At 58.3% G+C, this 24,634-nt stretch carries 22 protein-coding genes; 13 read left to right on the top strand and 9 right to left on the bottom strand.

What is annotated here, in order from left to right; genetic code table 11:
- Window position 1 precedes the first annotated feature (1 nt).
- Genes pdxA through ACW81B_RS07440 form a run of 3 tightly spaced genes read right to left on the bottom strand, consistent with a single transcriptional unit; the run spans window position 2 to window position 4,594 of the window.
- A complete protein-coding gene (gene pdxA / locus ACW81B_RS07430; RefSeq protein WP_491579582.1) occupies window positions 2–967 on the bottom strand; it encodes a 4-hydroxythreonine-4-phosphate dehydrogenase PdxA in 966 nt (321 codons plus the stop codon).
- Window positions 964–2,247, bottom strand: a complete 1,284-nt coding sequence (locus tag ACW81B_RS07435) for a peptidylprolyl isomerase (protein ID WP_491579583.1) — start codon at window positions 2,245–2,247, stop codon at window positions 964–966. The genes pdxA and ACW81B_RS07435 overlap by 4 nt, the downstream gene beginning before the upstream one ends.
- A gap of 7 nt (window positions 2,248–2,254) precedes the next feature.
- The gene (locus ACW81B_RS07440) at window positions 2,255–4,594 is read right to left on the bottom strand and encodes an LPS-assembly protein LptD (protein ID WP_491579584.1); all 2,340 of its coding nucleotides are present in this window, start codon (window positions 4,592–4,594) and stop codon (window positions 2,255–2,257) included.
- Window positions 4,595–4,776: 182 nt separating this feature from the next.
- Between ACW81B_RS07440 and ACW81B_RS07445 the strand changes: the two genes are divergently transcribed.
- The 4 genes from ACW81B_RS07445 to ACW81B_RS07460 are packed head-to-tail and all read left to right on the top strand — an operon-like array spanning window position 4,777 to window position 8,888.
- The gene (locus tag ACW81B_RS07445) at window positions 4,777–5,763 is read left to right on the top strand and encodes an aminoglycoside phosphotransferase family protein (protein ID WP_491579585.1); all 987 of its coding nucleotides are present in this window, start codon (window positions 4,777–4,779) and stop codon (window positions 5,761–5,763) included.
- The gene (murU, locus tag ACW81B_RS07450; RefSeq protein ID WP_491579586.1) at window positions 5,760–6,437 is read left to right on the top strand and encodes an N-acetylmuramate alpha-1-phosphate uridylyltransferase MurU; all 678 of its coding nucleotides are present in this window, start codon (window positions 5,760–5,762) and stop codon (window positions 6,435–6,437) included. Before ACW81B_RS07445 ends, murU begins: the two co-directional genes overlap by 4 nt.
- Window positions 6,430–7,866, top strand: a complete 1,437-nt coding sequence (locus ACW81B_RS07455) for a glutamate-cysteine ligase family protein (RefSeq protein ID WP_491579587.1) — start codon at window positions 6,430–6,432, stop codon at window positions 7,864–7,866. Before murU ends, ACW81B_RS07455 begins: the two co-directional genes overlap by 8 nt.
- Entirely contained in the window at window positions 7,866–8,888 is a 1,023-nt protein-coding gene (locus ACW81B_RS07460) for a M14 family metallopeptidase (protein ID WP_491579588.1), read from the top strand. The genes ACW81B_RS07455 and ACW81B_RS07460 overlap by 1 nt, the downstream gene beginning before the upstream one ends.
- Here ACW81B_RS07460 and cpdA read toward each other — a convergent pair.
- Genes cpdA through argE form a run of 3 tightly spaced genes read right to left on the bottom strand, consistent with a single transcriptional unit; the run spans window position 8,882 to window position 12,275 of the window.
- Window positions 8,882–9,691 (bottom strand): 3',5'-cyclic-AMP phosphodiesterase, encoded by an 810-nt coding sequence (gene cpdA, locus ACW81B_RS07465; RefSeq protein WP_491579589.1) that lies wholly within the window; start codon window positions 9,689–9,691, stop codon window positions 8,882–8,884. The genes ACW81B_RS07460 and cpdA overlap by 7 nt on opposite strands.
- Before the next feature lie 43 nt (window positions 9,692–9,734).
- Complete coding sequence (gene argA / locus ACW81B_RS07470) at window positions 9,735–11,081, bottom strand: amino-acid N-acetyltransferase (protein ID WP_491579590.1); 1,347 nt, start codon at window positions 11,079–11,081, stop codon at window positions 9,735–9,737.
- 33 nt (window positions 11,082–11,114) lie between these two features.
- Window positions 11,115–12,275: an acetylornithine deacetylase gene (gene argE, locus ACW81B_RS07475; RefSeq protein WP_491579591.1), complete on the bottom strand. Its 1,161-nt coding sequence runs from the start codon at window positions 12,273–12,275 to the stop codon at window positions 11,115–11,117.
- Window positions 12,276–12,618: 343 nt separating this feature from the next.
- On the opposite strand from argE, the gene ACW81B_RS07480 reads away from it, so the two are divergent.
- Entirely contained in the window at window positions 12,619–13,497 is an 879-nt protein-coding gene (locus tag ACW81B_RS07480) for an OmpA family protein (RefSeq protein WP_491579592.1), read from the top strand.
- A gap of 9 nt (window positions 13,498–13,506) precedes the next feature.
- Here ACW81B_RS07480 and ACW81B_RS07485 read toward each other — a convergent pair whose 3' ends face one another.
- Together ACW81B_RS07485 and ACW81B_RS07490 are read right to left on the bottom strand one after the other, a co-directional pair.
- Window positions 13,507–14,055 carry a response regulator transcription factor gene (locus ACW81B_RS07485; protein ID WP_491579593.1) on the bottom strand — a complete coding sequence of 183 codons (549 nt, stop codon included), beginning with the start codon at window positions 14,053–14,055 and terminating at the stop codon, window positions 13,507–13,509.
- On the bottom strand, window positions 14,052–15,323 hold the full coding sequence (locus ACW81B_RS07490) for an ATP-binding protein (protein WP_491579594.1): 1,272 nt from the start codon (window positions 15,321–15,323) through the stop codon (window positions 14,052–14,054). The genes ACW81B_RS07485 and ACW81B_RS07490 overlap by 4 nt, the downstream gene beginning before the upstream one ends.
- Before the next feature lie 139 nt (window positions 15,324–15,462).
- On the opposite strand from ACW81B_RS07490, the gene ACW81B_RS07495 reads away from it, so the two are divergent.
- From ACW81B_RS07495 to ilvD, 5 genes are all read left to right on the top strand, one after another.
- Window positions 15,463–16,452 (top strand): transporter, encoded by a 990-nt coding sequence (locus tag ACW81B_RS07495; RefSeq protein WP_491579595.1) that lies wholly within the window; start codon window positions 15,463–15,465, stop codon window positions 16,450–16,452.
- 244 nt (window positions 16,453–16,696) lie between these two features.
- Window positions 16,697–17,761, top strand: coding sequence for a hypothetical protein (locus ACW81B_RS07500; RefSeq protein WP_491579596.1), 1,065 nt, complete (start codon window positions 16,697–16,699; stop codon window positions 17,759–17,761).
- Window positions 17,758–18,219, top strand: coding sequence for a hypothetical protein (locus ACW81B_RS07505; RefSeq protein ID WP_491579597.1), 462 nt, complete (start codon window positions 17,758–17,760; stop codon window positions 18,217–18,219). The genes ACW81B_RS07500 and ACW81B_RS07505 overlap by 4 nt, the downstream gene beginning before the upstream one ends.
- Window positions 18,216–19,424: a diguanylate cyclase domain-containing protein gene (locus ACW81B_RS07510; protein ID WP_491579598.1), complete on the top strand. Its 1,209-nt coding sequence runs from the start codon at window positions 18,216–18,218 to the stop codon at window positions 19,422–19,424. The genes ACW81B_RS07505 and ACW81B_RS07510 overlap by 4 nt, the downstream gene beginning before the upstream one ends.
- Window positions 19,425–19,680: 256 nt before the next feature.
- Window positions 19,681–21,360, top strand: a complete 1,680-nt coding sequence (gene ilvD, locus ACW81B_RS07515; RefSeq protein ID WP_491579599.1) for a dihydroxy-acid dehydratase — start codon at window positions 19,681–19,683, stop codon at window positions 21,358–21,360.
- A gap of 11 nt (window positions 21,361–21,371) precedes the next feature.
- Here the strand turns inward: ilvD and ACW81B_RS07520 are convergent, their stop codons facing one another.
- The gene (locus ACW81B_RS07520) at window positions 21,372–22,040 is read right to left on the bottom strand and encodes a TIGR04211 family SH3 domain-containing protein (protein WP_491579600.1); all 669 of its coding nucleotides are present in this window, start codon (window positions 22,038–22,040) and stop codon (window positions 21,372–21,374) included.
- A 99-nt stretch (window positions 22,041–22,139) separates the two neighbouring features.
- On the opposite strand from ACW81B_RS07520, the gene ampD reads away from it, so the two are divergent.
- The 3 genes from ampD (at window position 22,140) to ampE (ending at window position 24,554) form a co-directional block, all read left to right on the top strand.
- The gene (gene ampD, locus ACW81B_RS07525) at window positions 22,140–22,688 is read left to right on the top strand and encodes a 1,6-anhydro-N-acetylmuramyl-L-alanine amidase AmpD (protein WP_491579601.1); all 549 of its coding nucleotides are present in this window, start codon (window positions 22,140–22,142) and stop codon (window positions 22,686–22,688) included.
- A 290-nt stretch (window positions 22,689–22,978) separates the two neighbouring features.
- Window positions 22,979–23,452 (top strand): YbhB/YbcL family Raf kinase inhibitor-like protein, encoded by a 474-nt coding sequence (locus ACW81B_RS07530; RefSeq protein ID WP_491579602.1) that lies wholly within the window; start codon window positions 22,979–22,981, stop codon window positions 23,450–23,452.
- A 235-nt stretch (window positions 23,453–23,687) separates the two neighbouring features.
- Window positions 23,688–24,554 (top strand): regulatory signaling modulator protein AmpE, encoded by an 867-nt coding sequence (ampE, locus tag ACW81B_RS07535; RefSeq protein WP_491579603.1) that lies wholly within the window; start codon window positions 23,688–23,690, stop codon window positions 24,552–24,554.
- The last annotated feature ends 80 nt before the right edge of the window (window positions 24,555–24,634 follow it).

Here is a 24,634-nt window from a genome sequence, read left to right on the forward strand (position 1 = left end):
GTCAAGCGGCCATTTCGATGGCGCACTGAATGGCGGCAATCAGGCTGCCGGGATCGGCGTTCCCCGTGCCGGCGAGTTCCAGCGCAGTACCGTGGTCAACCGAGGTGCGGATGACAGGCAAACCAAGGGTAATGTTGATGGCCTGGCCAAAGCCCATGTGCTTGAGCACCGGCAGTCCCTGATCATGGTACATCGCCAGTACGGCATCGGCCTGCGCCAGCCAGGGCGGGGTGAAAAGTGTATCCGCCGGCAGCGGGCCGCTGAGGTGCATCCCCTCCCGCACAAGCTGTTCGATAACAGGCTGGATGATATGTGCGTCTTCGTGGCCCAGGTGGCCACCTTCACCCGCGTGCGGGTTCAGCCCGGCCACCAGTATGCGTGGTGTGTCGATGTGAAAGCGCGATTGCAGGTCGCGGTGCAGGCAGCGAATGACGGCTTCGAGGTTTCCCCGGGTGATGGCAGCAGGTACCTCGGACAGTGGCAGGTGAGTGGTGGCCAGTGCAACCCGCAGGCCAGGCGCCGCCAGCATCATGACGACCTGGTGGTTGCCGGTTTTTTTCGCCAGATATTCGGTATGTCCGGTGAAAGGGATGTTGGCATCATTGATGACGGCCTTGTGAACCGGTGCTGTCACCATGGCCTGAAACGTTTGATCGAGACAGCCTTCGATGGCGGTATCCAGCGTCCGCAGGACATAGGTCGCATTGTCCGGGCTGGGTTTTCCGGCCTGTGAAGGGGTGTTCAGGCTGACGGGCGCAACACACAGTCGTCCGGACTGTGCCATTTCAGAGGGATCGAAACGCGGCAGTTGTCCCGTTTTCCCGCCGGGCAGTGTGCGTTCCAGCAGCAGTTGCGCATCGCCGATCAGCACCAGTTCGGCATCGAACCGACCGGCGTCCAGTGCTGCGCATAACTCCGGGCCGATACCGGCCGGCTCACCCGTGGTGATGGCAATACGCGGTGTCACGAGCCGTTGTCGATATACTCAACATAGGATTCATCCCGCAGCCGACGCAACCAGATTTCCAGTTCCTCGTCCGTTTTACGCTGGCGTATCGATTCGCGAACCCGTGCACGACGGTATTCTTCCGTGTCATCATGATCGCGACGGTCCAGCACCTTGATCAGGTGCCAGCCAAAGCGGCTTTTGACCGGTTTGCTGACTTCGCCGATGTCGAGTACGTTCATGGCTTTTTCGAACTCCGGCACCATCTGGCCGGGGCTGACCCAGCCAAGGCTGCCGCCCTCGCTGGCAGAGCCGGGGTCCTGTGAGTGGGAGCGCGCCAGCTCGGTAAAATCATCGCCTGCCATGATACGGTCATAGAGCTGGGTGATACGGGTTTCGACTTCTTTTTCATTCACCAGTGCATCGGGACGCAGCAGGATATGACTGGCCAGTGTCTGGTGGATGGTGTGTTGTTCCTCGCCGCGAATATCCTCGATCTTGACGATGTGGAAACCGCTCGGGGTACGAATCAGGTCGCTGATCTGCCCGCGTTTCAGCTGCCCCACGACGTCGGAGAAAAATGAAGGCAGTTGCCCGGTCTTGCGCCAGCCAAGGTCGCCCCCGTTGAGCGCGTCCTGGCTGTCTGATCCTGCAATGGATTCCTGTTTAAAGTCAGCGCCATTCCTGAGTCGCTCAAGAATCTTCCCGGCCCGCTGTTTCGCTGCCTGGATCTGTTCCGGACTGGCCGCTTCCGGAAGTGAGACCAGAATATGCAGCAGGTGGTATTCGCGTGACTGGTCGTTGAACTCGGCAGCACTTGCCAGCAGGTTGTCGATTTCCTGCTCACTGACCTGCACCCGGTTATCCACCATCTGCTGGCGGATCCTGTTCATAATGATCTGGTTGCGGAACTCCTCGCGAAAGGCGACGTAATCAAAGCCGTCTTTTTCCAGCACTTCGCGGAATTCCGTCAGTGTCATGCCGTTCTGTCTGGCCATGCTGCGCAGGTTGGCATTGAGCGTTTCGTCGTCAACGCGGATACCGCTGCGTTCCGCGATCTGTAACTGGAGGTTTTCCAGTATCAGGCGGTCCAGTACCTGCTTGAGCAGGATGTCGCGCGGCGGCAGCTGTGCACCCTGTTTCCGGAGTTGTTCGACAACAAGACGTTCCCGGTTGTCCAGTTCACTTTGCAGGATAACGTCATCATTGACCACGGCCACGATGTGGTTCAGTGGTGTATTCGCGAGGATTTGCCCCGGCAATATCAATACCAGAGCCAGCAGGAGGGATATCAGTTTCATTCAGGTCTCAGTTCTCAGGTCGTTCAGTGTAGCCAAGGATACCATCTTCCAGCACCGACTCGATGTCATTGCCAATACGCGTCAGCCCCTTGAGGACGAACTGGAACATAATGGAACGATTGGTTTCATCCTTGTTGGGAATAATGTATTCGCGGGCAATCAGGCGCACCCCCCAGCAGCAGCTGTCATATTCGATCCCCGCCATGGTCTCAAGTTCCGAAGATTCGTTCAGATCGTAGTACCAGCGCCCGAGTACGTGCCACGACGGTGTCAGTGGCCAGAGAATCGAGGCGTCGATCTGGCTCTGGGATTGCCTCAGGAAGCGGTAGGACAGGTTGGCGACCTTGCGGTAGCCGGGGCGGTACTGGAGCCGCAGGTTGCCGCGCTCGGTCTGCTCATCGTAGGGATCCCAGACCAGGTCAGCCTTGCCCCGCCAGGCACGCGACAGCGCCAGTTCCATTTCACCGGCGATGCTGGAGCGGCTGCGCGTGCCGGGCGCACTGTTGTCAATGGTGACATTCCGGTTGGCGAAGTAGAACAGTTCGCCAAGCGAGGCGCGGAACAGCTGGGCGCCGGTTTCGGCGTCGAGCACGCGTGTCGAAACAGCCACAGCCGCCTGGTTGGCGTCACCCATCCGGTCGGCGCCATTGAAACGGTTGTCAGAAAACAGCTCGCGATAGGTGAAAGTGGGTTCACTGCTGTCAAACAGGGGGATGTTTGTTTGATCCTCACCCTTGACGTACAGGTAGCGAAGGCGGGGTTCGAGGGTGTGGGTGAGGCGCCTGCCGCCAAATTGCAGGGGGCGTTCGAGGAACAGTGTACCGTCCAGGCTGCCAATCGGTGTCGTGCGGCGCTGTTCTTTCTCCACGCCAGGATTTTGCTGGTCGAGCTTGTAGGCGGTATGGCGGACACCAATGCGCGGTGTGAGCTCGAAAGCATTGCGGCGCAGCGGCCAGCGGATTTCCGGCTGTATATCGATGCGGTCTGCGGTTACCCGTGCATCCTGATCGAAGCTGATCAGCGTGGCATTGAGTTTTGCATCCAGCCCCAGCGGTCGCCACGGGCTGCTGGCCTGCAGGGTCAGTGCAGGCAGGCGTTCATAGGGGCGGTCTTCGGGTGCAATGGTCCGGTCGATTGTCTGGTAGTCGTCAAAACTGATGCCGGCCTGCCACCAGCGGGTGCGGTAGTTTGCCTGCACCGAGCGCTTCAGGTGGGTGGCGCTGGCGAGGCTGAGCGAATCACCCAGGTCATTCAGGTAGTCCTTGTCGGACACCCGGTCATAGTCGATGCGTGTCGACAGGTGTTCCCCGAACCGGCTGGTGTCGCGGAACGTGAAGCGGTTGCGGTTTTCGCCGGTGGCATCGTCGTTGGGCAGTATCTCGTAGTTGATAATGCCGTCCTGGCGCTGCCGTTTGTAACGGAATTCAGTACTGATCTGCGCCCCGCGCTTTTCGAGATAACGGGGTGTGAGTGTGGCATCGTAGTTTGGTGCCAGGTTGAAATAATAGGGCAGGGAAACTTCCGGACCTGAACGGCTGGATGAACCAAATCCCGGCACCAGGAAGCCACTCTTGCGGCGTTCGTCGATCGGGAACGACAGGTAGGGGGTGTAAAGTACCGGCACACCCTTGATATCAAGGCGAGCGTGTCGCGCCACGCCCTCACCTTCTTGTTCGTACAGGGTGACCTTGCTGGCGCGCAGCATCCACGCATTGCTGCTGTCGGCGCATGTCGTATAGGTGGTTTTGTCGTACCGGGTGACACCGGGCTTCAGTAGCCGGGCGGTTTCCGCACTGCCGCGTGCGTGTCGGCTGTAAAGGCGGAACTGCGTATTGTGAAAGATACCGCGATGCTGTTTCAGCCACAGGGTGCCCCGATCAGCGGTCAGGGTCATGTCGGGTTGGTCAATGCGTACCTGGCCCTCGGCCAGCACTTCCTCGTCAGCCTCGGAATAAATGACCTTTTCTGCTTTCAGCCGCTTGTCGGCGCGGGTGACCTCGGCATTGCCGGTTAATGTCAGTTTGCCACCCGTCTCGCGAATGGCGGTTTTGCCGACCAGTCGGGTCGGGGCCTTTTCCGGGTCGCCGCTAAAGGATGGCTGAAAATCCTGTACCGGTTGCGGTGGGCAGACGGCCCAGGCTGACGTCGGCTGGTACGGGTCTTCGTGGATATAGGCGGGGTCGTTTTCGTCGGTGCGTTTTTTTTCCTTGCCGGTCACATCCTGTAGCAGCTCGACACCGGTGCAGGTCCGGCCCGGTATTGAAGTGGAGCAGTCTGAAGAGGCCGCAGCACGATGTGCAGGAGACAGGCCGAGCGCCATGATCAGGAGGAAGATTCGGATGTTCACAAACAGCTATTCGGCTCGGCTGGTTCAGTCGGGATGCGTCTCATCGCGCAAGTAGCCAGTATATTCAATTGTTCAGGCAAAATCGCGCCCGATTCCACTGCCCGCCATGGACGTCAGGGTTATTTATCCAGGCATGCCGTTATAATGCGCGTAACCACCACGGGACTCAGCACGGGATACGCATGACAGACCGGCTCGAACTGCTTCGGCAATGGGCGCATCGTCAAATTGACTGGCCGGACATGGCGCTTGCACCGGCCTCTTCAGACGCCAGTTTTCGCCGTTATTTCCGTATCTCCCGTGGTAATAACAGCTTTATTCTTATGGATGCACCGCCCGGGCAGGAGGATTGCCGGCCGTTTATCCATGTCAGCGCTCTGATGCTGGCGCTTGGCCTGCATGTCCCGGAAGTCCTTGCCAGCGATCTGGAACAGGGATTTCTGCTGTTGTCGGATCTTGGAAGCCGCAGTTACCTGGATGCGCTGGACAATACCACGGTGGACCGCCTGTACGGCGATGCCATGGGCGCGCTGCTCGCACTGCAAAGTTGTGTGGCAGCAGATTGCGGCCTGCCAGACTACGATCGGGAACTGTTGCTGGCCGAGATGGGGCTGTTTCGCGACTGGCTGCTGGGCAGGCACCTGGGGATTGAGCTGGACAGTACGCAGGCGGCAGAACTGGAGGCCTGTTTCAATCGGCTGGCAGACAGCGCACTGACACAACCACAGGTGTGTGTGCACCGGGATTACCATTCCCGCAATCTCATGGTTTGCGACCGGCACAACCCGGGCATACTCGATTTCCAGGACGCGGTGATCGGGCCGGTGACCTATGACCTGGTGTCCCTGCTGCGCGATTGCTATATCAGCTGGCCGCGCGAACGGATCGAGGACTGGGTGGCCGGTTACTATGACCTTGCCCTGCAAAGCGGCATCATGCGCAAGGCGCAGGGGGGTGAAGCCGACTTCCTGCGCTGGTTCGACTGGATGGGCGTGCAGCGGCACCTGAAGGCGGCCGGCATCTTTGCACGCCTCAAGCACCGCGATGGCAAGCCCGGCTACCTTGCGGATATCCCGCGTACGCTGGGTTATGTCAGTGAAGTCTGCGCTGACTACCCGGAACTGTCGCTGGTGGGTGAACTGGCAGAGCGTGCTGTAGCGGCGCTATGAAAGCCATGATCCTCGCAGCCGGACGCGGCGAGCGCATGCGACCACTGACGGACCGGTTGCCAAAGCCGTTGCTGGAAGTCGCCGGCAAGCCACTCATCGTGTATCACATTGAGGCACTGCGTGATGCCGGTTTTCACCAACTGGTGATTAACCATGCCTGGCTGGGTGAACAGATTACGGCATACCTGGGCGATGGTTCGCGTTTTGGTGTGCAGATCCGCTATTCAGCCGAGCCGGAAGGTGCGCTTGAAACCGGCGGCGGTATTTACCGTGCGCTGCCGTTGCTGGGCGACGAGGCTTTCCTGGTGGTGAATGGCGATATCTGGACGGACTACCCCTATGCCAGCCTGCATCACCCGCCGTCGCAGCTTGCCCACCTGGTACTGGTCGACAATCCACCGCACCACCGGCAGGGGGATTTCAGTCTGGAAAAAGGTATGGTCACAGATGCTGGAACCTCTGCATTGACCTTCAGCGGTATCGGTGTGTACCGTCCCGGGTTATTCAGGGGGCATGCGCCAGGCGCTTTCCCGTTGGCCCCCCTGTTGCGCGAGGCCATGCGTCGTGGCCAGGTAAGTGGCGAACACTATCGCGGTCGCTGGACGGATGTTGGCACACCACAACGATTGGCGGAACTTGATTCATCATCAGGGAGCAGGGTGCCGCATGGGTGACGAGATCAGCCACAGCCAGTTCGTGCTTGCCGATTTCGAAACCTTCCGCGAACGCCTGGTTTCCGAGACCGTGTTGCTGGGCCGCTGGTTTGAGGAAGAGGTGTTCTCCACCCGGGTGCCGGTTTGCGGTCTGGAGCTGGAGGCCTGGCTGATCGACAGGCAGGCCCGCCCGGCATCGGTGAACCAGGATTTTCTCAACGCCATGGGCGATCCGCTGGTTGTGCCGGAGCTGGCACAGTTCAATGTCGAACTGAACGTTTATCCGCAACCGCTCGGGGAGCGTGCGTTATCGCGCCTGCACCGACAGCTCGACGAAACCTGGCGGGAAAGTGAGCGGGTGGCGGCCGGCATCGGTGGCACGCGCCTGATGATGATCGGAATTCTCCCCAGCGTACGCCAGCAGGATCTCAGCCTGGATAATATGTCGAAACTGGAACGCTACCGCGCGCTCAATGAGCAGGTATTGCGTTTGCGGGAAGGCAAACCGCTGACGCTGGACATTCAAGGGCACGAGCATCTTCAGATCGTGCACCAGGATGTCATGCTGGAATCCGCGACCACCTCCCTGCAGTTGCACCTGAAGGTCGGCCAGAAACAGGCGCCCCGTTACTATAATGCAGCACAGATCCTGTCTGCACCACTGGTTGCGGCAAGCGCCAACTCGCCCTGCCTGTTTGGCAAACAGTTGTGGGAAGAAACCCGTATCCCGCTGTTTGAGCAGTCGGTAGAAGTGGGTGGGTTTGCCGGCGCCAGTCGTGGCCCGGTACGCCGTGTCAGTTTCGGCACCGGTTACATCAAGGCATCCCTGTTCGAGTGCTTTGTCGAAAACCAGCAGCACTTTCCTGTGCTGTTGCCTATGAAGTATGAGGAACCCGAGCGGGAATTGCGCCATTTGCGCTTGCACAATGGCACCATCTGGCGCTGGAACCGGCCCCTTATCGGTTTCGATGACGATGGCACGCCACACCTGCGTATCGAGCAGCGCGTTATGCCGGCAGGGCCTACCGTGATCGACAGTATTGCCAATGCAGCATTTTATTTTGGACTGGTGGAAGCACTGGCGCAGAGTGAAATACCACCGGAAAACCAGCTGCCGTTCGCCACCGCGCGCGACAACTTTTACGCGGCGGCGCGCGATGGACTGGAGGCGCAGGTTACCTGGCTGGACGGACGCAAGGGGCCTGCGCAAAGCCTGTTGCTGGACAAGCTGGTGCCACTGGCGGGTTATGGACTGAAGCTGTTGGGTATCGATGCAGCAGATCGTGAGCGTTATCTTTCCATTATCAAGCAGCGGGTCAAAAATGCCTGCACCGGTGCCGCCTGGCAGCGTGCCTGGCTGGCACGTCATGGCCATGACATGCAGGCGTTGACCAATGCCTACTACGACCGCCAGAAACGGGGGGAACCCGTGCACGAGTGGGACAGCTGATGGGCAGCATGCTGCGACAGCCGGAGTCATTGCCCGAGGCATTTATCGATACACCGCCACAACAGCTTGCCGATCTGCTTGGCGGGCCGACACTGGTGCACCTGCAGGGCCGGCGTGAAAACCCGTTGTTCATTTCTGTACTGCTGCACGGTAACGAAACAACCGGCCTGCTGGCGGTGCAGGCACTGCTGGAACGCTATTATGACCGCGACCTGCCGCGTTCATTGAGCCTGTTTATCGGTAATGTCGATGCGGCCCGCGACGGTTTGCGTCGTCTGGCCGGTCAGCCCGATTACAACCGGGTCTGGCCGGGCAGCGACGCCCCGGAAACGCCGGAGAAACGCATGATGGCCGAAGTGTTCGACATCATGCAAAAGCGCCGGCCGTTTGCCAGCGTGGATGTACACAACAACACCGGCATCAACCCGCACTATGCCTGCATCAACCGCGTTGACCACCGTTACGTGCGGCTGGCCAGCCTGTTCAGTCGCACGCTGGTGTATTTCACCCGGCCAAAGGGTGTGCAGTCACTGGCGTTTGCCGGGATCTGTCCGGCCGTCACGGTCGAATGCGGCAAGGTCGGGCAGACGGCCGGCGAACAGCATGCGCTGGAGTTTCTCGATGCCTGCCTGCACCTCAATGAAATCCCCGACCAGCCAGTGGTCGATCAGGATGTCGATGTGTTTCATACCGTGGGAATTGTACGCGTGCCGCGCAGTCTGAGTTTCGGTTTTGGCGATGCGTCGGCGGACATCTGTTTTATCGAAGACCTCGACCACCTGAATTTCCGCGAACTGCCGGCCGGCAGCACGCTGGCGTACCTCAATGGTGTGACAAGCCTGCCACTGGAAGCCACCGACGAGCAGGGCAATGATGTGGCTTCGCGCTACTTCACCATCAAGGATGGACTGTTGCTGACGGCACGCCCGTTGATGCCGTCGATGTTCACCCTGGACGAAAGAGTGATCCGCCAGGATTGCCTTGGCTACCTGATGGAACGTTACCCGTTGTCGAATCAGTAACCGTTTGCCGACAGATCAATGCTACCGGGAATCTCGGCGAGACGCGCCACGCCGGTCTGCAGGCTGCCGTCGGGGTAGAGCTCCAGCCAGCGGTAGCCGGGCGGTATTTCATCCACGGCAAAGTCGTCACTGGCGGGCAGAAACTGTATACAGGTTGAGGGTGAGGCGAGTAGCCGGACATCCTTGCGTTGTTGTTCGAAGGCCTGGTGGACGTGCCCCCATACGATAGCGCGTACCTGCGGGTGACGGTCGATGATGGCGAAGAAAGCATCAGGATTGTCGATGGCCATGGTATCCAGCCAGCGGCTGCCCATCAGTACCGGTTGGTGATGCAGCCACACCAGGGTGGGCAGCCCGGGGTGTGCAGCGAGTGTCTGCGACAGCGCTTCCAGTTCCGAGGCATTCAGGTGTCCGCCATCCTGACCTGCCACGCTGGAATCCAGGAAGACCAGTTGCCAGCCGCCGGCCAGGTGGTTGCGGGTACAGTGGAAGCCCTCGCCACTGAGATGGTCGCGTATGGCTCTTGCTTCATCGTGGTTACCGGGCAGGCAGTAGACGGGAACACCCAGCCGGCCCATCTGCGCGCGTAGCTGCCGATAGGCAGCGGCACTGCCATCGTGTGCCAGGTCGCCACTGGCAACAGCCAGATCAGGTGAGCCATTTTCCTGCGCCAGTTGTAAAACCCGGTCAAGGCATCTGCGGGTGTCGAGGCCCAGCAGCCTGCCATCGGCGGCCGCATAGAGGTGGGTATCGGTAATCTGGGCGATGCGTAGTGGTTGTTTGTCCGTCCGCTTTTGCTGCACCTGGTTCCGCCTTGTTCATCCCCCCGGGTTTGAGAAATTCGGACTACCCTGTTGAGTCGGGTGTCTCGATGGTTTTTATCAGCACCCTGGACTTGCGCTGGTAGTTATACAGGTTCCGCCTTTTCACGGGAAGGTCGGACAGTTCAGCGCTGCGAAATCCCCGCTCGCGGAACCAGTGTGCAGTGCGTGTGGTGAGAATAAACAGCCGCCGGATTTGACCCCTGGCGGCACGCTGCTCGATAGCCTGCAACAGCCGGTCGCCCCGGCCCTGTTTCCGGTAATCCGGGTGCACGGCCAGGCAGGACAGCTCGGCAATGTTCCCGCTGCAGGGGTAGAGTGCCGCGCAGGCGATAATCATGCCGTCACGTTCAATGACGATGAAGTGATCGATTTCCATTTCCAGCATTTCACGCGAACGCCGTACCAGCACACCGCTTTCTTCCAGTGGTGCAATCAGTTGCAGGATGCCACCAACATCGTCGATGCTGGCAACGCGCAGACCTTCGTAGGTTTCCGCTGTGATCAGGGTGCCGACACCGTCGCGGGTAAACAGCTCCCTGAGCAGTGCGCCGTCCTGCTGTCGGTCTACCAGGTGAGTCCTGCGTACCCCGCGCTGGCAGCTGTCGATCGCATGGATAATGTGTCTTTCCCGGTCCGGGTCCAGCTTGCGCCGTGAATGCAGGAGCTGTTCTGCTTCCTGCAACGACAGCTGCCGGATCAGCCGGCGCCGGCTGTCGCGCAGGCCGTTGCTGTCAGTCAGCAGGATCAGCTTGTCTGCGTGCAGGGCAATGGCGGCAGACGTGGCAACTTCCTCTGCGCTCAGGTTAAAAACTTCTCCCGTGGGTGAATAGCCGAGCGCTGACAGCAGCACAATACGGCCGGCTTCCAGTTGCTGGCGGATGCCGCCGGTGTCCAGGCGCCGCACTTCACCGGTGTGGCAGTAATCCACGCCGTCGCGAACGCCGAGCGGTTTGGCGATGACAAAGTTTCCGCTGGCCACACCAATACGCGCATTGGCTGTGGGTGTGTTGACCAGGCTCATGGACAGCTGTGCTTCAATTTCAACGCGCAGGCTGCCAACCGCGTCCTTGACGCAGGCCAGTGCTTCATCGTCGGTAACGCGCAGGCCATTCACATACTGCATTCCGGCCTTGCGCAGCTTCAGACGGTGTTCGATCTGCGGGCGTGCACCGTGTACCAGCACCAGCCGGATGCCAAACGTGTGCAACAGGGCGATGTCATGAACCAGGCTTTCAAACTGTTCATCCACGGCCTCGCCGCTGAACATCAGCACAAAGGTCGAGCCGCGGTGCGCCTGGATATAGGGTGCTGCCTGGCGGATGTTTTCGACGAAACTGTCCTGTTTCTTTTTGATCGTTTTGTCGGGCATGCGTGCTAGGTTACCGGTTTCGTTAGCACAGGGCTACTCACCGACGTCGATGCAGAAGCGCTGGATCAATTGTCTCAACAGCCTGATTGTCGGCTCGATGCGATCGCAGGCGAGGTACTCGTCAGGCTGGTGGGCCTGGCCGATGTCTCCGGGGCCGAGCACCACGGTGTCTATGCCCATGTCATTGAAATAGGGTGCCTCGGTACCAAAGGCAACCGCTGCTGCACTGTAACCGGTAAGTTTTTCCGTGACGCGAACAATGTCGGAGGCGGCATGGGTTTCCATGGCCGGTGTGCCTTCGAACAGCGGGTGGCAGTCGAGCTCCAGGCCACTGCCTTCAATGACCCGGGACAACCGGGTTTGCAGGCTGTGGCGCAGCGCCTCGATTTCCATGCCGGGCAATGGCCGCAGATCGATGTGCAGCTCACAGTCGGCGCAGATACGATTGGGATTGTCGCCACCATGAATATGACCCAGGTTGAGTGTTGGTACCGGCACTTCAAACAGCGGGTTGTGGTGTTCGGCCTGTAACTCACCCCGCCAGCGCAGCAGTTCCTCGATCACCCGGTGCATGCCTTCCAGCGCATTATTGCCCAGTGACGGATCACTGGAATGGCCGGACTGACCGCGCAAGTGAATCGCTTCCATGAGGATGCCCTTGTGCAGGCGTACCGGGCGCAGGCCGGTGGGCTCACCGATAATTGCATAGCGCGCCTGCGGCCGTTTGGCATCCACCAGCGCACGGGCGCCAGCCATGGAGCTTTCCTCGTCTGCCGTGGCGACCAGTATCAGCGGTTCGCGAAACTGGCTGGCCTCGAAGGTGCTCGCGGCTTCGATGGCCAGCGCGAGAAAGGCTTTCATGTCGGAGGTGCCAAGCCCGTACAGGCGATTATCCTGCCGGGTGAGCCGGAACGGATCAAAATTCCAGCGTCCTTCGTCCCACGGTACGGTATCGGTGTGCCCGGCCAGTACCAGCCCGCCTGGCCCACTGCCCAGCGTGGCAATCAGGTTGGCCTTGTCGGGGCGGCCGGGCAGGGGCATGATCTCGACCTGGTAGCCGAGCGGGTCGAGCCAGTTGGCCAGCCGTTCGATGACCTGCCGATTACCCTGGTCGAAGGCTGGATTGACGCTGCTCACCGAAGGTGCCGAGATCAGTCCGTCAATCAGTTCGAGCAAGTCGGGTGTGTTGTGCATGCCGGTCAGCCTACCGCGTATCAACAATGGGTAAAAGCATGTCACGAGCCAGTGAAAGCATGCGTGTACTTTTGTAACAGACTGAAAATAATATTGAAAATAGATTTCTTCCGCAGGTTTTTCTCATCGATGTGATGGTTGGTGTTTCTGACAGGCATGGCGTCATACTGACAATATGTCATGTCAGAATGACAAATGCACCCGGATTTTGTGAGGAGACCAAAGCCCCTGGTGGCAGACATTGAGCGCAGGGTTACACGAATATCAGGCCGAAATAGTCTGTGTAGACAACGCGATGGAAGCTGCGACTCAAGATGGAAGCAGTTTGGGTCGAAAACAGGCCATGGTTCATTTAAACAGAGTACTTGTCTCCGCCTGCTGCATGCTGGTGTCCCAGTTCATCGGCTTCCCTGCCTCGGCCAGTCTGCAACAGTTCCAGACCAGTTGGGAGGCATCTGAATGGGTGGTTGACAGCAAGCCGGGGCACTGCGCCCTGACCCATGAGATACCCCGCTTCGGACGTGCGCGTTTTGAACAGGAATCCGGGCAACGCCTGAAATTTTCCTTGCTGGTCGAACAGCCGCCGGTGCGTGACCAGCAGGTGCAGATTCGCTCCGAAACTCCGCCCTGGCGGCACCAGGGTATGTCAAGGGATCTGGGAGGCTTCAGGTTGCAACAGGGTAAAACACCTCTGAAAATACCTCGTGACCAGGCGTTACGGCTTTATTATGAGCTGGAGCAGGGCATGCAGCCGGTTATTGAGTTTGACGACTGGGGTGATGGCAAGGATCGGGTCAGGGTTACGTTGATGCCGGTACGCTTCCGCGAGGCGCTGCCGAAGTTCCTCGAGTGTACAGCGGGCTTGCTCTATCTGGACTTTGAGCCGCTGATGGAGAAACGGGTGTTCTTTTCCACGAATAGTGCAAAGCTGAGTCGACAGTCACGGCGGATTCTCGAAGATATTGCCCGTGAGTACCGTAAAAAACGTGATATCCGTATTGTCCTTGGGGGACATGCTGATGAGCGCGGCGACGAGAATTTCAATCTGGCGCTTTCGCGCAAGCGCGCCGGCATGGTGGCGCGATACCTGCGTTCCCGGGGCGTGCCCGCCGGGGCAATCGAGTCTCGTTATTTTGGAGAGACGCAACCTGTGGCTACGCAAAGTAACGCACAGGCCTGGGCAAAGAACCGGCGCGTTACCGTGTGGATTGCCGCGCACTGATCCTGTTGCTTATTCCCTGACCGGGTGTTTTGCCAGTTTGCGCTGCAGCGTCCTGCGGTGCATATGAAGCTTTCTTGCAGCAGCCGAGATATTGCCATTGCATTCTGTCAGTACTTTCTGCAAGTGTTCCCACTCCAGTCGTTTGACGCTGAGCGGGTTGTCGGGAATGGGTATACCGGGATCGCCTTCATCCCTGTGTAGTGCAGCAAGAATCTCATCGGCATCGGCGGGTTTTGCCAGGTAGTGTGTTACTCCCAGCTTGATAGATTCCACCGCAGTGGCGATGCTGGCAAAGCCGGTCAGAATCACCATGCGTGTATTTTCATCACGCGCGTGTAGTTGCGCTGCCAGTGACAAACCGGATTCGTGGCCAATGCGAAGATCGATAACGGCATACTCCGGGTCAAGGCTTTGCGCTTTTTCCAGTCCGTCAGCAATGTTATGTGCGCTTTGCACCAGGTAGCCACGGGTTCGCAGGGCATCTTCGAGTACTTCGCAGAAAATCTCGTCATCGTCAACGATCAACAGGCTGGGTTGTGTGCTGGCAGGCTGATTCATGGCATTGGATTCAGTTGTGTCAGGGGTAGCCGGATTCGGGTGCAGGTTCCGCCTCCGTTGCGGTCGAACAGGGCGATATCACCACCCAGTCGCTGTAGTGTTGCGTGTGTCAGGAACAGGCCGAGGCCAAGGCCATGTTCCTTGTTGCTGCGCTTGCGTTCACCGAGCGCAGCAGAAGCGTCAGGATGCAGTCCCGGCCCACGGTCAAGGATATCGATTGTGAGGTGCTGTGTGTTCCAGTGGACTTTTATATTGGGCGCCTGTTTCGATGCATCAGCCGCGTTGTTGAGCAGATTTATGATCGATTGCTGCAGCGTTTGTTCGTCGATGATGGCGGCTTCCACCGGCTGTGGCGGACGCTCGACTGAAAGTTTCGCATTTGGGCGTTGTGCTTTCCAGTTGTTGATAACGTCTTCAAGCCAGTCTTGTACCGGAATCAGCCTGCCACTTTCAGCGCGTAGTTGGCCTGCTGAGGCAGAGATGACGGATAGTGCCTGTTTACAGCGCTCGACCTGGCTGCGCAGTATTTCGAGTTTATGCTTCATGTCTTGCGGCACTTCCGAACGTTCCAGTTCGCGAGTTACGACTGCCATGGTGGAAAGTGGTGTGCCCAGTTCGTGTGCAGCACCGGTTGCCAGTGTACCAAGTGCTACCAGTTGTTCATCACGCAGCGCCTGTTCACGGGCCCTGGCGAGCAGGCTGTCGCGCTCGCGCAGTGTCCTGGCCATGCCGGTGACAAACCATGCGATCAGTGCGGCACTGAGCGCAAAGCCGAACCACATGCCAAAGATATGCTGACTAAAGGCCTGATCATGCTGCATAGGCGCATCGTTACCGAGGGGTTGGTAGTAAAAGAAAAGCAGTGAATAGCATAGCGTCGTCAGTGCAGCCATCAGCCAGGTGGCCGGAGCAGACAGCACTGTAGCGGCAATAATCAGTGGTATAAGGAAAAGCCAGGCAAAGGGGTTGGTGGCTCCACCGGTATAATAGAGTACAACCGCCAGTGCCAGTACGTCGATGCACAGTTGCAGGAAAAATTCCCGGTCACCAGTAGTGGCGCCGCAGTTGGCGCGACGCCAGGTCCACAGGCTGGTCACTGCCATCAGTATAAAGACGGTAAGCAGTGCAGTCAGGGGTAGTGGTATATCGGCGAGGAAATGGGCGCCCAGCACCGCGAGTACTTCCGCAACAAGCAGCAAGCCACGCAGCAGCGCCAGACGACGGAGGTTGCTTGAGCTACTCGATTTTTCGGAGCCTTGCGTCAGCATGGTGGTTATTCTAGCAGTCAGGGGTGCGACAATGTGTCGCATTCAACCGACTGAACCCAATTGATAAAGTGCCTGCCTCGATACCAACCAGACGGGCTGCAGGCGGAATATGTTGAAAACACACCCAGGAATTGTGTTCATGCTGCTGACTACAATGATGCTGGCAGTGGCGAAGGCGGCTGATCATACCCATCATGCCGATCATGCGGCGCACCTGGGACAGGCTCCGGCCGGCGTTATGGGCGACCACGTCCATTCCAGTGGTGACCTGATGTTTTCCTACAGTTACATGCGTATGCATATGGAAGGCATGCGGGATGGCGGTGATCATGTCAGCACGGCCAGGGTATTAACCGAATACATGGTTGCGCCTTTACGTATGGATACGGAAATGCACATGTTTGGTGTTATGTACGCCGTGAATAGCCGGTTGTCGCTGATGGCCATGGTGCCGCTGGTTCGCAAGGACATGGACCACATAACCCGTATGGGCGATCGTTTTACCACGCACAGTGACGGTGTTGGGGATGTCAGTCTCAGGGGTGTTTTTACCTTGCAGAGCGCATTGCGGCAACAGTTGTTACTGACGCTTGGCCTGTCCGCGCCGACGGGTGAAATTGATGCAAGTGATGATACCCCGGCGGCTTCCGGCGCACAGTTGCCTTACCCGATGCAGCCAGGATCCGGTACATGGAACCTGTTGCCTGGAATAACCTGGACGCGGCAGGCCAATGGCTGGTGCTGGGGTGCGCAGGCAATGGCAACAATCCGGCTCGGGGAAAACGATAACGAATACACGTTAGGTGACCGTCTGGAAGTGAGTGGCTGGGCCACCCGTTCGTTATCATCACGCTTGAAAGCTTCATTACGCCTGAAAGGGCAACGCTGGGACAGGATCAAAGGCACTGATGCCAGGCTTGATCCCATGATGGTGGCAACGGCAGACCCTGACCTTCAGGGCGGGTCGCGCATCGATTTGCTGGCCGGTATAAATATCTACGGGCCGGGCGGTGTATTTCAGGGCAACCGGCTATCCATGGAAGCCGGTATACCTGTATATGAAGACCTTGACGGTTTGCAAATGAGCGCCGACTGGCAGTTTCTGGCCAACTGGCAGCTTGTATTCTAATACGGCTTATTCCACAGCCTGTTTTCAGTGAAGTGCCGGGTTGCCCGGAGGCACCCCGGTACTCTGTGTTTCTTCAGTCTTCCTGTTATTCGACGGAACTTGCAATCTTCATATTGCTGCTCAGCCACATAACCATAAATAAAGTGCGTGATTTGTCGCTAAGTTATTTTGAGACGGTGCCGCCCACGCAGGAGACGGGGTAAAAGAACAGGAAGCGGCATGGGAAAAAAGAGCAGCTATGATTATGGCTATGTGGCGTAGCTACCACATTCGGAGTTTATTGATTTTCCTCATTGGCGCGCTGTTTTCGGCGCGGTTGCTGGCTGAGGGGGAGTTACTGTTTTTTCCCGAAATACGCTTCGACCATCACCAGGGCGAGTCGCTGGCTGACACGGAAACAACCCCACTGGTGGATTTATTCGCTACGGCCCGCCGTGGTCGCCTGCGACTACTGGGTGAAGTGGTTCTGACGGATAATGGGGTCGAGGCTGAACGCCTGAAACTGGGTTATGCCTTTTCACACCAGACAACGCTCTGGGCCGGCCGGGTGCATAATCCATTGGGGTACTGGAACACCCAGTACCATCATGGCAATTATCTGCAATCTTCGATCAGCCGCCCGGAGGTCGCCCGCTTTGATGACAGGGGCGGAGTGTTCCCCAGTCATATCATTGGTCTTTTGCTCGATACGACGCACACCAGCGGGAACCATGCGTTTGATTACTCACTGCTGGTCGGCACAGGTCCCGAATTACGGGTTGGCAGTAACGCCATGCTGCATTCGGTTGACCTGCTCGATATTGGCAGCGGTAAACACAAGTTCAGTATTACGGGGCGTATTTCCTATCGCCCGGACAGCGCACTGGGTGACCAGGCTGGCGTATTTGCCAGTTATGTTGAAATGCCCGTCAGAAACTCCACCTTCGATACACTAAAGCTGGCCATTGCCGGTGTGTTTTCCAGCTGGCAGTTTGCAGACATCACATTGAGCGGCGCCCTGTACGTGGCAAGTGACGAGCTGTCTGACAGCAGAACCAGGGAAAGCGGGGACTTTGCCAGTGGTTATGTGCAGGCAGATTACCTGGCCCACGAAATATGGACACCCTATGCCCGCCTTGAGCAGAGCTTTGGCGATGACAATGACCCATACCTCCGGTTAATGAATAATTTTATCCCCGGGCGCCGGGTGCTGGGGTTGCGTTGGGACTTTACTTCCAGGCAGGCGTTGAAACTGGAGTATTCACGCAATCGTGCGCGTAGCAGGACGTTTGGCGAAACATTCCTGAACTGGAGCGCCGTTTTCCCATGATCAGGCGCTGCATCATTTTTGCGGGACTGCTCCTGCTGCTCAGCGGGTTGCCGCTGTCCGCCGATGAACCGCGGGAGGTTACCCTGGTCCTGGTCAGCGGCAGTGATATGGGCGGTGTACAGTTGACGCCAAACCAGTTGCGCCGGGTCTTTCTGGGGATTCCTGTTTCTGTCAATGGCCAGCCGCTCAAGGCGTTGCGCAGCAGCGCGGATATCCTGTTGAACGAGGTGTTCCTGCAAAAAGTTGTCTATATGTCCGAGCGCCGCTATGAGCGTCAGTTGTTGTCGCAGACGTTTCGTACCGGTCGTGTGCAGCCACCCCGTTTCGAACGGCAGCGTGATCTGGTTGAGGCGCTGAAGTCGATTCCTGGCAGCGTCAGTGTTATGTGGGAACAGGATGCAAGAGAGTATCCAGAGCTGTATATCATCCAGGTGTTATGGAAAGGCCGGGTGCGATGAGGGCTTTTTTCTCGACACTTACCGGGCGTATCGCCATTGCGGCACTGTTCCTTTTCCTGATCATGGTGCCGTTGCTGTTTGGTGGCGTTTTGTACCTGGTGCAAAAGAATTACGAGAGCCAGTTTGTCGACCATGCGCGAAATGATGCCTATCAGCTGGCGTCCATCAGTCAGGCGGGGGGAGGATTTGAAAGACTGGAAAATGAACTGGAAGAAGCCCTGATCAGCGGGCGCATCGCGTTTTCCAGGATCGTGGACAGCAGGGGTTACCTTATCCACGCCGGCCGGCAGGTGCGCCTGGCATCGCCCTTTGAAGAGGATTTCTTTTTCGGGCAGGGGGGTGACAAGCTGTATCACATTGTTGTGCCCCTGTTCGGTGCTAACGGTGAACGCATGGGTGAACTCCAGCTCGGGTACGACGAAATGCCAACCCGGGAGCAGTCTTTACAGGTCTACCGGCACGGTCTTTACCTGATGCTGGGTTTTATCCTCGTTGCTTTCTCCATCACCATGTTGCTCGGGCGCCAGTTCGCCGGCCCGCTTCATCAGTTGAGCGAGGCCGCGAAAAAGATCGCGCGAGGCGATTACGGGGCCGCGCTGCAGGTCAGGACGCGGGTGTCAGAAATTTCTGCACTGGCCGAGGCGCTGGATCACATGCGTGACGAACTGGTGCAGAAGAAAAACGAGATGCGGCACCAGGCCCGGCACGATTACCTCACAGGCTTGCCCAATCGTGTACTGTTGCAGAAGCGTGTCGAGGCCGCCCTGAAAGGTGCGCGTGGCCAGGACCACAGCATGGCCTTTCTGTTGATCGACCTGGACCGGTTCAAGGAGATCAACGATACACTCGGTCACCTGACGGGGGATGCGGTACTCAGGCTGGTCGCGGAGCGCATACGCAGCTGTGTGCGCGAAACCGATACAGCGGCGCGTCTTGGCGGGGATGAGTTTGCCCTGTTGCTTCCGGCAACCGGTGGTGGCAGTGCAGAAGCTATTGCGAGACTGGTTTCGGAACGACTGCAGGAAGAATTCAGGGTGGCGGGGCACCAGCTCAGCCTGGGTGCCAGCATCGGCATAGCCCTGTACCCGCAACACGGTGACAGCTACGAACAGATACTCCATTGTGCGGATGTCGCCATGTATGCCGCCAAGCGCAGGGGCGGGGCGGCTGTAACCTGGCATCCCGGGCTGGAAAGCAACAAATAACCGGATTTAACGCTGGCAGTGAATGGCACTAAGTTAAGCCTTAAATCCCGTCATTCCCGCGCAGGCGGGAATCCAGAAAGCCTGATCAAACCGCCTGGATCCCGGCCTGCGCCGATGACGAATTAATCAGACCTTCCTTAGTGCCATTCAACGCTGGCAGTCATTTTTCCGCACGCCATTGGAGGGCCGCGCATTGCCCGGTACAATAGTCCGCTTTGCCGGTAATGGCGCTGTCCGGGCGCCCAGAGGAAGAGCAATGGCTGACAAACTGAACCGCTACAGTTCCCGTATCACCGAACCCCGTTCACAGGGCGCCTCGCAGGCGATGCTGATCGGCACGGGCATGAAACCCGAGGACATGGCGAAAGCCGAAGTCGGTATTTCCAGCGTCTGGTGGGAAGGCAACACCTGTAACATGCACCTCAACGACCTGGCCGCCAAAGTGAAAGAAGGTGTGCAGGCAGCTGGCCTGGTCGGGCTACGGTTTAACACCATTGGTGTCAGTGACGGTATTTCCATGGGTACCGATGGCATGAGTTACTCGTTGCAGTCGCGCGATATCATCGCCGACTCCATCGAAACCGTCATGTGCGCACAGTGGTACGACGCCAATATATCCATTCCCGGTTGTGACAAGAACATGCCCGGCGTGATGATCGCCATGGGCCGTGTCAACCGGCCGGCATTGATGGTTTATGGCGGCACCATCAAGCCCGGACACTGGAAGAACGCCACCCTGGACGTGGTATCCGCGTTCCAGAGTTATGGCGAATATCTTGCCGGCAAGATCGACGACGAGGAACGCAAACAGATTGTTGCGCATTCCTGCCCGGGTGCCGGCGCCTGCGGTGGCATGTACACAGCCAACACCATGGCTTCCGCGATCGAGGCGATGGGTATGAGCCTGCCCTACAGTTCCTCGATCCCGGCGATCGATCCCGGCAAACTGGAAGAGTGCCTGCAGGCTGGCCAGTCAATTCGTTACCTGCTGGAACGTGATATCAAGCCGCGCGACATTATGACCCGCGAGGCATTCGAGAATGCCATGGTTATCGTCATGGCGCTTGGCGGTTCCACCAACGCCGTGCTGCACTTGCTCGCCATGGCGCGTGCTGTGGATGTTCCGTTGACGATCGACGACTTCCAGAAGATCAGCGACAGCGTACCATTCCTGGCTGATCTAAAGCCGTCCGGTAAATACGTCATGGAAGACCTGCACAATGTGGGTGGTACACCAGCGGTGATCAAATATCTGCTGGAACAGGACTTGATGAGCGGCGACTGCCTTACGGTAACCGGTAAAACGCTGGCGGAAAATGTCGCCGATGTGCCGGGGTTGACGCCGGGGCAGGAGGTTTTCATGCCCATCGACAAACCGATCAAGAAAACCGCACACATCCAGATTCTCAAGGGCAATCTCGCGCCCGGCGGCTCGGTGGCCAAGATTACCGGCAAGGAAGGCCTGGCCTTCAAGGGGCCGGCGCGCGTGTTCGACCGTGAGGAAGCCATGCTGGCCGGCCTGGAAAAAGGTCTGATCCAGAAGGGCGATGTGGTAGTCATTCGCTATGAAGGTCCGAAGGGTGGTCCCGGCATGCCGGAAATGCTCACCCCGACATCAGCCATTATGGGGGCCGGCCTGGGCAAGGATGTTGCGTTGATTACCGACGGCCGTTTCTCCGGTGGATCGCACGGTTTCATTATCGGTCATGTGGTGCCGGAGGCGCAGGAAGGCGGCCCGATCGGCCTGGTCCGCGACGGTGACATCATCAGCATCGATGCCGGCAAACAGCGTCTCGATGTGGATGTCAGCGACGAGGAAATGGAAAAGCGTCGCAGTGAATGGACGATGCCGGACTACACGGCAACGCGTGGCACGCTCTACAAGTACATCAAGAACGTAAAGGATGCCTCACACGGCTGCGTGACGGACGAGTAATATTTTCTGCGTTACAACGAATCCCAGCTGGATTTCTTGCGCCAGCGAATGCGCGGAATGATCAGCCCGATAATCATGCCCAGCAGAATCACCCCTGCGCCGACCATGAACCAGTCGCGCGCGGTGCGGTCTTTAAGGCTCTTGTTTTCCTGCAACAGGCTTTGCGACTGGCGTTCGTAGCCAACGATACGGCTTTTCAGTTCCTTGTTCTCGGCGTCGATGGCCAGTGCGCTCGACGCGGTGCGGCGAATACGCTCCAGCTCCTGGCTGAGCTTGTTGGCTTCCTTCTTCAGCGCGCTGCGTTCCTGGTCGGTGCTGCCCTTGGCCTTGCGCAGTTCCGCCAGTGCGGTCTTCAGCTTGCGGTTCTCCAGTTCCAGCCTGGCGAGTTTCTTTTCCGCCTTTGCCAGCCGGTCGCGTGCCGACGGACCTGACATCAGCAGGTGGTTGAGTACCCAGCCTTCCACACCGTCCGGCGCCCGCACGCGCGAATACTGGTTCTGCTTGTCGACTTCCAGAACCTCCAGCGGTGTGCCACTGGGCAGGCTGCGCAGGATACGAAACTGGGTGCCCTTGCCGGCACGCATCTGGATCTCCAGCCGGTCACTCACGTAGCGGGTTTCCGCCACGGCCTGGCCGAATACGCCCAAAACGAGGACGAGAGAAAGAATAATCGATTTCACAAAAACTCCTGATGCATCCTGAACAAGAAAACTGCGCCGTATTGTAACGGAACAGGCCGGCGCGCGATAATGGCGTCACAGCTGGCAACGGTAAACATAATGCAATTAACAGAAGATGGCGACTGGCTGGTAGATGTTCGACGTGTTTTGTCGCCGAATTGCGACGAAAGACCGGCGCCGGGCGCCGTTTCCCTGATTGTGGTGCACGGTATCAGCTTGCCGCCGGGTGAATACGGCGGCCCCTGGATCGATGATTTTTTCACTAACCGGCTGGATAGCGCGGCGCACCCGTATTTTGCCGAAATTGCGGACCTTCGCGTGTCATCCCACCTGTTGATTCGCCGCGATGGTGAACTGGTGCAGTATGTGCCGTTTTCGTGCCGCGCCTGGCATGCGGGCAAGTCCTGTTACCGGCACCGCGAAGCCTGCAATGATTTCTCTATCGGTATCGAACTGGAGGGGCAGGATGCAGCGCCCTATGAACCCGAACAGTACCGGCAACTGGCCGGCGTGATCCGTACCCTGCGTACACATTACCCGGATATCGGTGCACAGGATGTCGTTGGCCACGCTGATATTGCCCCGGGCCGCAAGACCGATCCCGGCCCCGCCTTCGACTGGACACAACTGCATACCCTGCTGGCCTGAAACGGTCACCAATCCGATGAAAAGCAGATAAATATTCAAACGATGACGGCAGTGTTCGGGCTGAAAGGCGGGATGACCGGTTGTTCAATAATTTTGGACTTTTGGGAAAATGGCTTTTATTCTTCCTGTACGTCTACGGTTATAGAATGCTCTGCTGACGGAGCAGGTTTCCTGTGAAACCATCACGACGCTACAAAGTTAAATGGGTACGGGGCGCGCTGATCCTGGCGGCGCTCGTAAACTGCAGCCTTGTTTTCGCGGATACCAGCTTATTACCGAGGGACGGCAACATGACACTTCTACTCGAATCCAGCGTTTTCGAACACGGAGGCGCCATTCCATCCCGGTACACCTGTCAGGGTGAGGACATCTCTCCGCCACTGACATGGACGGGTATGCCAGAAACGGCGCGCAGCCTGGTGCTGATCGTCGATGACCCGGACGCACCGGATCCGAAGGCACCGAAAATGACCTGGGTCCACTGGCTGCTATACAACATACCCCCGGACGTTAGCGGTCTGCCCGAGGACGTCGGCTCGGAAAATCTGCCGCCCGGTACGAGGGAGGGCCTGAATGACTGGAAGCGAACCGGTTACGGCGGACCATGTCCCCCCATCGGGCGACACCGTTATTTTCACAAACTGTACGCGCTCGATACCGTGCTCGAAGGATTGAATACACCGACCAGGTCAGAACTGGAAGCGGCCATGAAAGGACACATCATCTCGCAAACAGCGTTGCTGGGAACCTACCAGAAGCAGTGAAAACGGTATGAAAGTTTTCCTGCCCGGTTTGCGCAGGACCTTGCGTTTGAAGAGGCGCCAACTTCTACGACCAGCAGCCCGGGAAGATCAATTGCCACGCCCTGAGACATTCGTACGCGACACATCTTCTTTGGTGGCATCCGGCGCGGATGGTCGTGATAACCCGGCCTGCCGGCTTGACAGTCCGCGCACGCAACCGGTAGCGTAAGCCGGTCTTCCTCACCCTGGCAGCACCATGACACTGATTTCAGCCATTCTGGGCATTATTGCAGACCGTCTGCTCACGCACCTGCACGCGTACCGTCATTACCGGCAGTTTCTCGCCTGGGCGGATGCTGTGCATACGCGTCTTTCCGGTGACATCTGGAACGGTATCCCCGGTGTCATGCTGGTGCTGTTGCCGGTGTGGTTGCTGACTGGCCTGTTGCAGGTCTGGTTGCACGATATGCTGCTCGGGCTGGTCGGCTTGCTGTTCTACGTGGCCACCTTTGTTTACTGTCTTGGTCCGCGAGATCTCGCGATTGATGTGAACACGTATTGTGAAGTGGCGGACTCCAGCGACACGGATCTGCGTGTGCGGGCCGCCGCCCGCCTGCTCGGTGAGGAAAAACTGGAAGAGGGCGATGCCGGTGAACGCCAGGTCACGCGTGCCGTGCTGACGGAAGCCAATGATCGCCTGTTTGCTGTGCTGTTCTGGTTTGTGGTGCTGGGGCCGGTCGGTGCTGTCATGTATCGCTCTGTGGTGGTGCTGTATAGCGAGCGCCGGGAACCCGGTGAGTATGGTGATGCGATTGAATGGGCATACAGTGTGCTGGTGTGGATTCCTGCGCGCCTGCTGGCGCTGGGTTATGCACTGAGCGGCCATTTCGATGCCGCCATTGAAGGCTGGCGCGCTGCACACCGCGAAATGCCGCGCGGCAGCGAAGGTTCATACCAGGTGCTGGCGTCTACCGGCGAGGGTGCGCTGGGTATGTCTGATGGTGATACGGTTATCGAGGGCGTTGCTTCACCCGTGCGCGCCGCCATGCGCCTGGTGTGGCGTACACTGACGATCTGGGTGGTGGCGCTGTCCCTGCTGACCCTGGCCGGTTGGTCCGGCTGAATGTAGCCCGGCCGATAATGGCATGAAACGCCCCGTGCCTGGAGTACCGGTTAAAGGCCGCTTGCGGGCGCTGAAATGGA

The organism is Thiogranum sp. (assembly GCF_058323355.1).